This window comes from Streptomyces sp. NPDC047971 (assembly GCF_040653355.1).
Lineage (GTDB): Bacteria > Actinomycetota > Actinomycetes > Streptomycetales > Streptomycetaceae > Streptomyces.
Genome location: NZ_JBEZNW010000013.1, coordinates 89,726 through 102,928 on the forward strand (window position 1 = coordinate 89,726; position 13,203 = coordinate 102,928).

The following is a 13,203-nucleotide window of genomic DNA, read 5'->3' on the forward strand; positions in this document are numbered from 1 at the left end:
GACGACGAAGCGAGGCGACGCCCAGGGGAGGGGCCGACGCGCTGTGCGCAGGCAGGCCATGGCCCGCGTCCATCGCCTCGACCTCGCCGGATCGACAGACGCCCGACACGGCAGCCCGGCGCGACCGTGCGACGCGGACCCGGGGAGCTCTACGGGGCGGACGAGCCTGAACCGTCCCGCTCCTCCGGGGCGGCCTGGCTGTCCTCCGCGCCGGCCCGGCCGTCCTCCGGGGTGGCCGGGACGCGGACCGTCACGCGGCCCGAGGTCAGGTCTATCGGCCCCTTCCCGGGGTCGCCGTCGCCCAGGTCCTCCCGGGTCAGGGCGAGCCGCCGGCGCTCGTCCTCGGTGTGCTTGCGGCCCGGTGCGAAGAGCTCTTCCGCCAGATTGAACATGGTCCGCCCCTATCTCACCTCCAGCCGGAGGATCTTGTCGTCGCCCGGCCCGGGCGTGCCCCGGGAGTCGGTCTCGCTCGTGGTCAGCCAGAGCCGGCCGTCACCCGCCGCCAGGACCGTACGGAGGCGGCCGTACTCCTCCACGAGGAACGCCTCGGGCTCCCCTGAGCGTTCCGCCCCCGAGAGCGGGATCCGCCACAGGCGCTCGCCTCTGAGCCCGGCCATCCAGATCGCGCCCTCGGCGTAGGCGATCCCGCTCGGGGACGCCTCGTCCGTCCTCCACTGGGCCACCGGGCTCACGAAGCCCGACACGTCCGACGCACCCTCCACCCGCGGCCACCCGTAGTTCTTGCCGGGCTCGATCAGATTCAGTTCGTCCCAGGTGTTCTGGCCGAACTCGGCCGCCCACAGCCGGCCCTCCGCGTCCCAGGCCAGGCCCTGCACATTGCGGTGCCCGTACGAATACACCGGGGAGCCGGGGAAGGGATTGCCGGGCGCCGGTCTTCCCTCCGGCGTCATCCGCAGGATCTTGCCGCCCAGCGACTCCAGGTCCTGCGCGAGACCCGTCTCGCCCCGCTCGCCCGTCCCCGCGTAGAGCATCCCGTCCGGGCCGAACGCGATCCGCCCGCCGTTGTGCACGTTCCCCTTGGGGATGCCGGAGAGGACCACCTCGGGTGCCCCCAGCCGGTCCGTGCTCCCGCCTCCGTACGGCATCCGGACGATGCGGTTGTCCGACTCGGCCGTGAAGTAGGCGTACACCTGGCCGTCCCGCACGGCGAGGCCCAGGAGCCCGCCCTCACCGCCGGGTACCACCCCCGGAACCTCTCCGACCTGCGTCTTCTCTCCGGTCTTCGCGTCGACACGCGTGATCGTCCGCTCGTCCCGCGAGGCGACCAGGAGGTCCCCGCCGGGCAGCGCCGCGACGCCCCAGGGCGACTCCAGGTCCTCGGTCAGCGTCCCGGCCACCCGCACATCGGCCGGCGCGCCCCCCGTCCCCGTCCCCGACCGCGACGCGGACGCGGACGCCGACGTGGGCGAGGACGCGGCCCCGCTCCCGCCCGACGAGCACCCCGTCACGAGCCCCAGCACGGCGGCGGCGCTCACAGCTCCCACAAAAGCTCGGCCCACGGTCCCGATCCCTTCGAACGGCGCTCACTACCCTTGATACACCGCTCGGCCCGATCAGGTTCCCGCGCTCAGTCCCACGATCCCCGCGGCGCCGGCAGCAGCGCGATCTCCTCCAGGTCCGCCGCCGTCAGCACCAGCTCCGCCGCCCGTGCGTTCTCCACCGCCCAGAGCTCCCGCTTCGTCCCCGGGATCGGCACCACGTGCGGCCCCTGCGCCATCGCCCAGGCCAGCGCCACCTGGGCCGGAGTGACCTCCGCGCCGTGCCGGGCCGCCACCCGCCGCAGACCGGCCACCAGCGGCTGGTTCGCCGCCATCATCTCGGCGGTGAAGCGAGGATGCCGGGCCCTCGGGTCGTCCGGCTCGAAACCACCGCCCGGCGTCAGCGTCCCGGTCAGGAAGCCGTTCCCCAGCGGCATCGCCGCCAGGAACCCCACACCCCGCGCCTCGCACCACGGAAGCAGCCGCTCCAGCGCCTCGGGGGACCAGACCGACAGCTCGGCCTCCACCGCGCTGACCGGGAAGACCTGCTGGACCCGCTCCAGCTGCCGGATCGTTCCCTCGTGCAGATGTGCCGCTCCGCCGCGCCGGGCGGCCCGGGCCCCCACCGCGCAGAATCCGAGCGCCCGGACCTTGCCCGCCGACACCAGCTCGGCCATCGCGCCCCAGGTCTCCTCGACCGGCACCTCGGGATCGGCCCGGTGCAGCTGGTAGAGGTCGATCACATCCGTCTGCAGCCGGCGCAGCGAGGCGTCGCAGGCGCGCCGCACGTATCCCGGCCGCCCGTTGGCCACCACGTGCTGATCGCCCACGAGCAGACCGCACTTGGTCGACACGAACGCCTCCGCCCGGCGTTCCTTCAGCGCCCGCCCCACCAGCAGCTCATTGGTGAACGGTCCGTACATGTCGGCGGTGTCGAGCAGGGTCACCCCGGCGTCCAGCGCCGCGTGCACCGTGCGCAGAGAGCGGTCGCCGCGCTGCTGCGAGGCGCTGTAGGCCCAGTTCATCGGCATACAGCCCAGACCGACCGCCCCCACGTCGAGCGCCGCCGCCCCGATAGTCCTGCGCTCCACCTGCCGGTACCCCTCCCTGTGCCTCCCCCAAAGTAACCAATGGTGAGCCGGGTTCTTCGCATAGCCTCCCGGTCATGACACTCGATGAGACGACCGCCGACGTGTGGCTTCCGATTCCCGCGGACGAGATCGAAGGGCTTCCGGAGCCGGGCGCGTCGGGGCTGAACTACCTTTTCTGGGACGGTGGTCCGGACTTTCCCGCCGATCCCGCGCGCTGTGCCTTCTACGTGGTCCCCTACATGAAGGGCACGGAGATCGCCGTCCGGCCGCTCGCCGCGATGACCTCGGTGCGCGCGGTGCAGACGCTGTCGGCGGGCACGGACCACGTGACCCCGGGGCTCGGCTCGCTGCGCCCGGGGGTCGAGCTCTGCAACGCCAAGGGCGTCCACGAGGCCAGCACCGCCGAGCTGACGCTCGCCCTGATCCTCGCCTCGCTGCGCGGCATCCCCGGCTTCGTGCGCGGCCAGGACGCGGAGGAATGGCGGGCCGGCTTCTACCCGGCGCTCGCCGACAAGTCCGTGCTGATCGTGGGGTACGGGTCGATCGGTGCCGCCATCGAGGACCGGCTCGTGCCGTTCGAGTGCGCGCGGGTGGTGCGCGTCGCGCGCTCCGCCCGCACCACGGAGCGCGGTCCGGTCCAGCCGATGTCCGCTCTGCCCGACCTGCTGCCGCAGGCGGACGTCGTCGTGCTCTCCACGCCTCTCACGCCCGCGACCAGGCATCTTGCCGACGCGGGGTTTCTGGCGCGGATGCGCGACGGGGCCCTTCTGGTCAATGTCGCCCGGGGCCCCGTGGTGGACACCGTCGCGCTGCTCAAGGAGGTCGAGAGCGGCCGGATCACCGCCGGGCTCGACGTCACCGACCCCGAACCGCTGCCGCCCGGCCACCCGTTGTGGCACGCTCCCGGTGTCCTGGTGAGTCCCCATGTCGGCGGTTCCACTTCGGCGTTCATGCCCCGGGCCAAGCGGCTGATCGCCGGCCAGCTGACCCGGTTCGCGGCCGGAGAGCGACTGGCCAACGTGGTCCTGACCACGTGAGCCGCGCGTTCTCGTCGTGCGCCCCTCGGTGCGCCCGTCGTGAACCCCAGGGCCGTCACTGAGAGTACAGCACCCCTGTCCCTGAGTGACGGTCCTGGTGTATCGTCCCGGAACGGGGGGCTGCGTCGAGTACGAGCTGGCGCTGGGGAGCGAAGTGACGGGTCACCAGAATCCGAGGGGGGCGACGGGTGAAGTACGGCCGATGGACCGACGATCCGACGCGGCGGGGCCGCCGTCGACGACCCTCGCGCGCCCCATTCCGGCACAGGAGGCGCCCGACGGCGGCGGCGCGCGCGGGGGAGCCCCGGTGACCGCCCCCGGAGCGCTCATCGGCCGCAAGCCGGTCGCCGCGGGCGCCGCGAAGGGCGGCGCCCCGGCGCAGACGGCGGGCGGCGCCCCTCCGAAGAAGGCGGGGGGCGGTGCGAGCGGCGCCCGCGGACCCGCCCGGGCCCCGTCCGAGAGCGGCGGAGTCGTCGCCCAGGTCGTCCTCGGACTGATCTGCGCGGGCTACGCGACCGGCGCCGCCCTCGGCTGGGGATCGAGACAACTGGCCCTCATCATGGGCGACTTCGGACTGAGCGCCGCCGCCCTCGCCGCGGGCGTCTCCTGTTTCCTGTACGCCCGCGTCCGCGAGAGCCGCTTCCGCCCGGCCTGGCTGCTGTTCGCCTTCTCCTCCACGATGGCCGCCGCCGGGAACGCGGTCTGGGGCTGGTACGAAGTGGTGCTCGGCCGGGAAGTACCCAGCCCCTCCATCGCCGACCTGTTCTTCCTGCTCTTCGCCCCGCCCGCCATCGTCGGTCTGCTCGTCCTCGCCAAGAAGCCCGTCACCCGGGCCGGCTGGGTCTGCCTCGGCCTCGACGCCTGGCTCATCGGAGGGTCGCTGCTCACCCTCTCGTGGAGCCTCGCCCTCGCGCACACCGCGCACTTCCAGGGCGAGAGCGTCGCCGAGGCCGCCCTCTCGCTCGCGTACCCGCTGCTCGACATCGTTCTCGTCAGCATGGTCCTGGCCCTGCACTTCCGCCGCTCCAACGTCAACCGCTCGGCGACGAACACGGCCATCGCCGCCCTCGCCCTCACCGTGCTGTGCGACGCCCTGTTCACCTCGCCGCTGCTCCGTGAGAACTACACCTCCGGGCAGCTGCTCGACGCCGGCTGGTTCGCCGGATCGCTGCTCCTGGCCTACGCCCCCTGGGGGGTGCGCCGGGGCCCCGAGAGTCCGTCCACCCCGCGCGGCCAGCGCCTCCCGAGCCGCCCCGTGGCCGGCTCGCTGGCCGCCCTCACCCCGTATCTCGCCGCCGCGGTCTGCACGCTCGGCATCCTGTACAACGTCGTCGAGGGACGCAGAGTGGACCGCGTGGTCGTCTTCACCGGCTGCACGGTCGTGCTCGCCCTGGTCGTCCGGCAGGGCATCATGCTCCTCGACAACATCGCCCTCACGCACGAACTGGCCCAGAAGGAGAACCACTTCAGGTCCCTCGTGCAGGGTTCCAGCGACGTGATCATGATCGCCGCGCCCACCGGCATACTCCGGTACGTGAGCCCCGCGGCATCCGGGGTCTACGGCCGCGAGGCCGAGGACCTGATCGGTTCCGAACTGGCCTCCCTCATCCACCCGGAGGACCTCGGCGGCGTGGTCCACGAAGTGCGGCGGTTCCTCGCCGCTCCTCCCTCGGAGGAGCCGACGACCCGGATCGAGTGCCGCTTCCGCTCCGGCCGCGGCGACTGGCTCAACGTCGAGTCCACCGTCAACCGCCACCAGGGCGGGCTCATCTTCAACAGCCGCGACGTCACCGAACGGGTCCGCCTCCAGGCGCAGCTGCAGCACAACGCCGAGCACGACCCGCTCACCGACCTGCCCAACCGCGCGCTGTTCACCCAGCGTGTCCGCAAGGCCCTCACCGGCCGACGCTCCTCCGACCCCGGCACCGCCGTGCTCTTCATCGACCTCGACGGCTTCAAGGGCGTGAACGACCGGCTCGGCCACCAGGCGGGGGACGAGCTCCTCGTCCAGGCGGCCCGTCGCCTCCAGGACTCCGTACGGGCCGGGGACACCGCCGCCCGCCTCGGCGGCGACGAGTTCGCCGCGCTCATCCTCGGCGACGGCTCGCGGGACACGTCGGCACGCGAGTACCAGGTCCACGAGATCGCCGACCGGCTCCGGCTCACCCTCTCCCAGCCGTACCGGCTCGACGGCGGGGACGAGGTGCGGGTCGCCGCGTCGATCGGCGTGGCCTTCGCCGAGCCCGGCATCAGCGCGGGCGACCTGCTTCGCAACGCGGATCTGGCCATGTACCGGGCCAAGGCCGCCGGCAAGGACCGGGTCGAGATGTACGCCCCGCAGATGCAGGCCGAGGTCGTCCGCAGGACGGAGCTGGCCACCCGGCTGCGCACCGCCCTCGACGACGGCGAGTTCGCCCTGCTCCACCAGCCCGTCGTGAACCTCACCAGCGGCCGTATCACCGCCGTCGCTGCCCAGGCCCGCTGGCGCTCCGCCCAGGGGATCCTCTTCACCCCGGCCGAGTTCCTGCGCGTCGCGGACGACGGCGAGCGCGCCTCCGACCTCGGCCGCTGGCTCCTGGAACAGGCCGTCGAGCAGGCCGCCGAACGGGCCGGGCTCGGTCATCGGACGCCGGTCGCCGTACGGCTCTCCGCCCGGAGGCTCCTGGACCGCTCCCTGCCCCTCGGTACCGTCGAGGCGCTGCTGACCCGCCACGGGCTCCCCTCGGGCTCCCTGGTGATCGAGCTCGCCGACAGCGACCCCAGGGTCTCCCTGGACGACCTGGAGCAGCGCCTGGTCGCCCTGCGCCGGCTCGGCGTACGGATCGCCCTGGACGGCTTCGGCAGCGGGCACGCGGCCATCAACGCCCTGCGCCGCCTCCCCGTCGACGTACTGAAACTGGACAGAGGTCTGGTGGAGGGCGTCGTCGAGTCCGCCCGGCTCCGCAAGATCACCAGCGGCCTGCTCCGCATCGCCCGCGACCTCGGGCTGCAGTCCGTCGCCGACGGCGTGGACGTTCCCGAGCAGGTGATCGCGTTGCGTGCCATGGGCTGCACGCACGGCCAGGGCACGGCCTTCTCGGGTCCGCTGGACGAGTACCGGCTGCGTCGCGCGCTCGTGCGGGACACGTATCCCGTCCCCGGAGGGGTGGCGATTCCAGCCGGAAACCATCCCCCGTTCCGCTCAAATAGTGAGACGCCCGTCCCACCCCCTTGACACTGATGGTGCGTCGGGGAGAGGGTCAGTGCCATGCGCACCCGAATTCTCGTACTTGGAAAGCGCGTCGGCTGAAGCAGGGCCATAGAAGGCCCGGCTTGAACGCTACCGACGCGCTCCCCTCGCTTGCCTCCCGGCACGAGGGGTTTTTTGTTGCACCGGCTCCCCCCAAACCCTCGCAAAAACCCTCTGCTTCGAGAAGAGAATGCTGATGACCGAGCAGGCCACCGGGCACCATCCGCAGCCGCGGGCCCGTAACGGCGGACAGACCGCCACCACCGTCGAGCACGTCACGGGTGCGCAGTCCCTCATCCGTTCTCTCGAGGAAGTGGGGGCCGACACCGTCTTCGGTATTCCGGGCGGCGCCATCCTCCCCGCGTACGACCCGATGATGGACTCCACGAAGGTCCGCCACATCCTGGTCCGCCACGAGCAGGGCGCGGGCCACGCCGCCACCGGCTACGCCCAGGCGACCGGCAAGGTCGGCGTCTGTATGGCGACCTCCGGCCCCGGAGCCACCAATCTGGTGACCCCGATCGCCGACGCCCACATGGACTCCGTCCCGCTGGTCGCGATCACCGGTCAGGTCGCCTCCAAGGCCATCGGCACGGACGCCTTCCAGGAGGCGGACATCTGCGGCATCACGATGCCGATCACCAAGCACAACTTCCTGGTCACCAAGGCCGAGGACATCCCGAGGACGATCGCCGAGGCCTTCCACATCGCCTCCACCGGCCGTCCCGGCCCCGTCCTCGTCGACATCGCCAAGGACGCCCTGCAGGCCAAGACCACCTTCAGCTGGCCGCCGCAGACCGACCTGCCCGGCTACCGCCCGGTGACCAAGCCGCACGCCAAGCAGATCCGCGAGGCCGCCAAGCTGATCGCCGCGGCCAAGCGCCCGGTCCTGTACGTCGGCGGCGGCGTCCTCAAGGCCGGCGCCACCGCCGAGCTGAAGGTCCTCGCCGAGCTCACCGGCGCCCCCGTCACCACCACCCTGATGGCGCTGGGCGCGTTCCCCGACAGCCACCCGCTGCACGTGGGAATGCCGGGCATGCACGGTGCGGTCACCGCCGTCACCGCGCTGCAGAAGGCCGACCTGATCGTCGCCCTCGGAGCCCGCTTCGACGACCGCGTCACCGGCAAGCTGGACAGCTTCGCGCCGTTCGCCAAGATCGTCCACGCCGACATCGACCCGGCCGAGATCGGCAAGAACCGCGCCGCCGACGTCCCGATCGTCGGTGACGCCCGCGAGGTCATCGCCGACCTGGTCCAGGCCGTCCAGGCCGAGCACAGCGAGGGCAACACGGGCGACTACACCGCCTGGTGGAGCGATCTGAACCGCTGGCGCGAGACCTACCCGCTCGGCTACGACGTGCCGGAGGACGGCAGCCTCTCGCCGCAGCAGGTCATCCAGCGCATCGGCCAGCTCGCCCCCGAGGGCACCATCTACGCGGCCGGCGTCGGCCAGCACCAGATGTGGGCCGCCCACTTCATCGACTACGAGAAGCCGGCCACCTGGCTGAACTCCGGCGGCGCCGGAACGATGGGGTACGCGGTCCCGGCCGCCATGGGCGCCAAGGCCGGTATGCCGGACCGCCCGGTCTGGGCGATCGACGGCGACGGCTGCTTCCAGATGACCAACCAGGAGCTGGTCACCTGCGCCCTCAACAACATCCCGATCAAGGTCGCCATCATCAACAACGGCGCCCTCGGGATGGTCCGCCAGTGGCAGACCCTCTTCTACAACCAGCGCTACTCCAGCACGGTCCTGCACGCCGACGAGACGGGCCACGATGCCACCGGCTCCCAGGTCGGCGCGAGCACGGCGCCCCGCAAGGGCACCCGCATCCCGGACTTCGTCAAGCTGTCCGAGGCCATGGGCTGTGTCGCCCTGCGCTGCGAGGACCCGGCGGACCTGGACAAGGTCATCGCCGAGGCCAACGCCATCAACGACCGTCCGGTCGTGATCGACTTCATCGTCCACGAGGACGCCCAGGTCTGGCCCATGGTCGCCGCCGGCACCTCCAACGACGAGGTCATGGCCGCCCGGGGCGTCCGCCCCGACTTCGGCGACAACGAAGACGACTGAGACCGAGAGCCGTAGGAAGAGGAACGACGCACATGACTAGGCACACGCTCTCCGTCCTGGTGGAGAACACCCCCGGCATCCTCGCCCGGATCGCCGCCCTGTTCTCCCGCCGCGGCTTCAACATCGACTCGCTCGCCGTCGGTGTCACCGAACACCCCGACATCTCCCGCATCACCATCGTGGTCAATGTCGAGGACCTGCCCCTGGAGCAGGTGACCAAGCAGCTCAACAAGCTGGTCAACGTCCTGAAGATCGTCGAACTCGAGCCCTCCGCTGCGATCCAGCGCGAGCTCGTCCTGGTGAAGGTCCGCGCCGACAACGAGACCCGCTCCCAGATCGTCGAGATCGTCCAGCTGTTCCGCGCCAAGACCGTGGACGTCTCGCCCGAGGCGGTCACCATCGAGGCCACCGGTTCGAGTGACAAGCTCGACGCGATGCTCAAGATGCTGGAGCAGTTCGGCATCAAGGAGCTCGTGCAGTCCGGCACGATCGCCATAGGGCGTGGAGCCCGGTCCATCACGGACCGCTCCCTGCGAGCCCTCGACCGCAGCGCCTGACCCTGCCGCGGCGCCCGGCCCTTCCGAGCGTCAACGGGCACGGACCGCCGGGTCCATCCGGCGGTCCGCCTGGCGAGACCCGAAAACTTTCCTCCCGCTCCCCGCCGTACGGTGGGACGCAACACCAGCACATCAAGGAGATTCCCAGTGGCCGAGCTGTTCTACGACTCCGACGCCGACCTGTCCATCATCCAGGGCCGCAAGGTCGCGGTGATCGGTTACGGCAGCCAGGGCCACGCCCACGCGCTGTCGCTCCGTGACTCCGGTGTCGACGTCCGCGTCGGTCTGCACGAGGGCTCCAAGTCCAAGGCGAAGGCCGAGGAGCAGGGCCTGCGCGTGGTGACGCCCGCCGAGGCCGCCGCCGAGGCCGACGTCATCATGATCCTGATCCCGGACCCGATCCAGGCCCAGGTCTACGAGGCGTCCATCGCCCCGAACCTGAAGGACGGCGACGCGCTGTTCTTCGCCCACGGCTTCAACGTCCGCTTCGGCTTCATCAAGCCCCCGGCCGGCGTCGACGTCGCGCTCGTCGCCCCGAAGGGCCCCGGCCACCTGGTCCGCCGCCAGTACGAGGAGGGACGCGGCGTTCCCGCGATCGCCGCCGTCGAGCAGGACGCGACCGGCAACGCCTTCGCCCTGGCGCTCTCCTACGCCAAGGCCATCGGCGGCACCCGTGCCGGTGTCATCAAGACGACCTTCACCGAGGAGACCGAGACCGACCTCTTCGGTGAGCAGGCCGTCCTCTGCGGTGGCGCCTCCGCGCTGGTGAAGGCGGGCTTCGAGACCCTGGTCGAGGCCGGCTACCAGCCGGAGATCGCCTACTTCGAGTGCCTGCACGAGCTGAAGCTCATCGTCGACCTCATGTACGAGGGCGGCCTGGAGAAGATGCGCTGGTCGGTCTCCGAGACCGCCGAGTGGGGCGACTACATCACCGGCCCGCGGATCATCACCGACGCCACCAAGGCCGAGATGAAGAAGGTCCTCACCGACATCCAGGACGGCACCTTCGCCAAGAACTGGATGGACGAGTACCACGGTGGCCTGAAGAAGTACAACGAGTACAAGACCCAGGACGAGAAGCACCTCCTGGAGACCACCGGCAAGGAGCTGCGCAAGCTCATGAGCTGGGTGAACGACGAAGAGGCGTAAGCCCGACCGGGGGTCCTCCACGCCCCCCGGGGCGTGGAGGAGAGGGGTCGGACCAGGTGTGGTCCGGCCCCTCCCCACACGTTGGACAGGCCGTCCAACCACGGACGAGTGATCCTTCCAACGAGGCGCATGAACCGCGCCGACGCACCACTACACTGCTCAACAACATTCGCGTTCAGGCCCACAGCGTCGTGCGTCTTCCACGCGGCTAGCCCCTCCACCGCCTGCGGCCGTCGGGACGGCCGTCCGCACTGCAATTGTGAGGACTCACGTGAGCTCGAAACCCGTCGTACTCATCGCTGAAGAGCTGTCGCCCGCCACCGTCGACGCACTGGGCCCGGACTTCGAGATCCGGCACTGCAACGGCGCGGACCGCGCCGAACTGCTGCCCGCCATCGTCGATGTGGACGCGATCCTGGTCCGCTCCGCGACCAAGGTCGACGCGGAGGCCATCGCCGCCGCCACCAAGCTCCGGGTCGTGGCCCGCGCCGGTGTCGGCCTGGACAACGTCGATGTCTCCGCCGCCACCAAGGCCGGCGTGATGGTCGTGAACGCCCCGACCTCCAACATCGTCACCGCCGCCGAGCTCGCCTGCGGCCTGCTCGTCGCCACCGCGCGCAACATCCCGCAGGCCAACACCGCGCTGAAGAACGGCGAGTGGAAGCGCTCGAAGTACACCGGCGTCGAGCTGAGCGAGAAGACCCTCGGCGTCGTCGGCCTCGGCCGCATCGGTGTCCTGGTCGCGCAGCGCATGTCCGCCTTCGGCATGAAGATCGTCGCGTACGACCCCTACGTGCAGCCGGCCCGCGCCGCCCAGATGGGGGTGAAGCTGCTGGCCCTGGACGAGCTCCTGGAGGTCGCCGACTTCATCACCGTCCACCTGCCGAAGACCCCGGAGACCCTCGGTCTCATCGGCGACGAGGCGCTGCACAAGGTCAAGCCCAGCGTCCGGATCGTCAACGCCGCGCGCGGCGGGATCGTCGACGAGGCCGCGCTGTTCTCCGCCCTCAAGGAGGGCCGGGTCGCCGGCGCCGGTCTCGACGTGTACGCGAAGGAGCCCTGCACGGACTCCCCGCTCTTCGAGCTCGACCAGGTCGTCTGCACCCCGCACCTCGGCGCGTCCACGGACGAGGCCCAGGAGAAGGCCGGCATCGCGGTCGCCCGCTCGGTGCGCCTCGCGCTCGCCGGTGAGCTCGTGCCGGACGCGGTCAACGTCCAGGGCGGCGTCATCGCCGAGGACGTCAAGCCGGGTCTGCCGCTCGCCGAGAAGCTCGGCCGCATCTTCACCGCCTTGGCGGGCGAGGTCGCGGCGCGTCTCGACGTCGAGGTCTACGGCGAGATCACCCAGCACGACGTCAAGGTGCTCGAACTCTCCGCGCTCAAGGGCGTGTTCGAGGACGTGGTCGACGAGACCGTGTCGTACGTCAACGCCCCGCTGTTCGCGCAGGAGCGCGGTGTCGAGGTCCGTCTGACGACCTCCAGCGAGTCCCCCGACCACCGCAACGTGGTGACCGTGCGCGGCACGCTGTCGAGCGGCGAGGAGGTCGCGGTCTCCGGCACGCTGGCAGGTCCCAAGCACCTCCAGAAGATCGTCGCCGTCGGCGACTACGACGTGGACGTGGCGCTCGCCGACCACATGGTGGTGCTCCGCTACGAGGACCGCCCGGGCGTCGTCGGCACGGTCGGCCGGATCCTCGGCGAGGCCGGTCTGAACATCGCCGGGATGCAGGTGGCGCGTTCGGAGGAGGGCGGCGAGGCGCTCGTCGTGCTCACCGTGGACGACACGGTTCCGCCGGCGGTGCTCGCCGAGATCTCGGCGGAGATCGGCGCGGCCTCGGCCCGCTCGGTCAACCTGGTCTGACCCCTACCGGGCCCCGGCCCGGTACGCGAGCGACCCCGTACCCGGTGCGCTAGACGATCGTCTTACACGAGCGTCTAGCCGCCGGGTACAGTGCTGTCATGGGACACAAGGAAGACCTGCTCGAAGGCGCGAAGCACTGCCTCCTGGAGAAGGGCTACGCCCGCACCACGGCGCGCGACATCGTCGCCGCCTCGGGCACCAACCTGGCCTCGATCGGCTACCACTACGGCTCCAAGGAGGCCCTGCTCCAGCAGGCGTTCCTCACCCTGACGGAGGAGTGGGGCAACCGGGTCGGCCCCGCCGGGACCGGCGAGGAGCGGAAGGCGCTGCCCGCCGACCCGTACCAGCGCTTCCACGCCGTCTGGGAGCAGGTCATCGCCGCGGCGGACGCCAGCCGGCCCGTGTGGAAGCTCCAGACGGAGGTCGTCACCCGCCTCGACGACGACGAGAGGCTCCGTGAGGCCATCAAGGAGCCCCAGCGGGAGGGCCGCCTCGGCATGGCCGAGGGCTTCCTCGGCATCGATCCGGAGGCCGACCCGGAGAAGGCCCGTGTGGCGGGGCTGCTCTGCCAGGCGCTCGCCACGGGCGTGATGATCCAGTGGATGGTGGACCCCGAGACGGCCCCGACCGCCGAGGACCTGACGGCCGGACTCAGGGTGCTGATGGGGGAGGAGTAGCGCCGGGTGCGGGTGGGGCCCCCGCGCGG

The 13,203-nt window shown here is 71.2% G+C and carries 10 protein-coding genes; 7 read left to right on the top strand and 3 right to left on the bottom strand.

Features of this window, described 5'->3' with window-relative positions; all coding sequences use genetic code 11:
• Positions 1-149 precede the first annotated feature (149 nt).
• The 3 genes from AB0D99_RS15175 to AB0D99_RS15185 all read right to left on the bottom strand — a co-directional run bounded on the left by AB0D99_RS15175 (position 150) and on the right by AB0D99_RS15185 (position 2,590).
• Positions 150-392, bottom strand: a complete 243-nt coding sequence (locus AB0D99_RS15175) for a DUF6191 domain-containing protein (protein WP_362360810.1) — start codon at positions 390-392, stop codon at positions 150-152.
• Positions 393-401: 9 nt separating this feature from the next.
• Positions 402-1,505, bottom strand: coding sequence for a PQQ-dependent sugar dehydrogenase (locus AB0D99_RS15180; protein ID WP_362360813.1), 1,104 nt, complete (start codon positions 1,503-1,505; stop codon positions 402-404).
• Positions 1,506-1,588: 83 nt separating this feature from the next.
• Positions 1,589-2,590: an aldo/keto reductase gene (locus AB0D99_RS15185; protein ID WP_362360816.1), complete on the bottom strand. Its 1,002-nt coding sequence runs from the start codon at positions 2,588-2,590 to the stop codon at positions 1,589-1,591.
• Between the two features lie 74 nt (positions 2,591-2,664).
• Between AB0D99_RS15185 and AB0D99_RS15190 the strand changes: the two genes are divergently transcribed.
• The 7 genes from AB0D99_RS15190 (at position 2,665) to AB0D99_RS15220 (ending at position 13,174) form a co-directional block, all read left to right on the top strand.
• Complete coding sequence (locus AB0D99_RS15190; protein WP_362360819.1) at positions 2,665-3,627, top strand: 2-hydroxyacid dehydrogenase; 963 nt, start codon at positions 2,665-2,667, stop codon at positions 3,625-3,627.
• Positions 3,628-3,829: 202 nt separating this feature from the next.
• Positions 3,830-6,841: an EAL domain-containing protein gene (locus AB0D99_RS15195; protein WP_362360822.1), complete on the top strand. Its 3,012-nt coding sequence runs from the start codon at positions 3,830-3,832 to the stop codon at positions 6,839-6,841.
• A gap of 211 nt (positions 6,842-7,052) precedes the next feature.
• The gene (locus AB0D99_RS15200; RefSeq protein ID WP_362360825.1) at positions 7,053-8,930 is read left to right on the top strand and encodes an acetolactate synthase large subunit; all 1,878 of its coding nucleotides are present in this window, start codon (positions 7,053-7,055) and stop codon (positions 8,928-8,930) included.
• Between the two features lie 32 nt (positions 8,931-8,962).
• The gene (ilvN, locus tag AB0D99_RS15205; RefSeq protein ID WP_215065241.1) at positions 8,963-9,487 is read left to right on the top strand and encodes an acetolactate synthase small subunit; all 525 of its coding nucleotides are present in this window, start codon (positions 8,963-8,965) and stop codon (positions 9,485-9,487) included.
• 147 nt (positions 9,488-9,634) lie between these two features.
• Entirely contained in the window at positions 9,635-10,636 is a 1,002-nt protein-coding gene (ilvC, locus tag AB0D99_RS15210) for a ketol-acid reductoisomerase (protein WP_362360831.1), read from the top strand.
• 271 nt (positions 10,637-10,907) lie between these two features.
• The gene (gene serA / locus AB0D99_RS15215; RefSeq protein ID WP_362360834.1) at positions 10,908-12,497 is read left to right on the top strand and encodes a phosphoglycerate dehydrogenase; all 1,590 of its coding nucleotides are present in this window, start codon (positions 10,908-10,910) and stop codon (positions 12,495-12,497) included.
• A 98-nt stretch (positions 12,498-12,595) separates the two neighbouring features.
• Positions 12,596-13,174, top strand: a complete 579-nt coding sequence (locus AB0D99_RS15220; RefSeq protein WP_362360837.1) for a TetR/AcrR family transcriptional regulator — start codon at positions 12,596-12,598, stop codon at positions 13,172-13,174.
• The last annotated feature ends 29 nt before the right edge of the window (positions 13,175-13,203 follow it).

Excerpts from the sequence above, each read along its gene's own strand:
- AB0D99_RS15200 (WP_362360825.1), top strand. The coding sequence starts at position 7,053 with ATGACCGAGCAGGCCACCGGGCACCATCCGCAGCCGCGGGCCCGTAAC.
- AB0D99_RS15175 (WP_362360810.1), bottom strand. The coding sequence starts at position 392 with ATGTTCAATCTGGCGGAAGAGCTCTTCGCACCGGGCCGCAAGCACACC.
- AB0D99_RS15190 (WP_362360819.1), top strand. The coding sequence starts at position 2,665 with ATGACACTCGATGAGACGACCGCCGACGTGTGGCTTCCGATTCCCGCG.
- AB0D99_RS15195 (WP_362360822.1), top strand. The coding sequence starts at position 3,830 with ATGGACCGACGATCCGACGCGGCGGGGCCGCCGTCGACGACCCTCGCG.
- ilvN (WP_215065241.1), top strand. The coding sequence starts at position 8,963 with ATGACTAGGCACACGCTCTCCGTCCTGGTGGAGAACACCCCCGGCATC.
- AB0D99_RS15220 (WP_362360837.1), top strand. The coding sequence starts at position 12,596 with ATGGGACACAAGGAAGACCTGCTCGAAGGCGCGAAGCACTGCCTCCTG.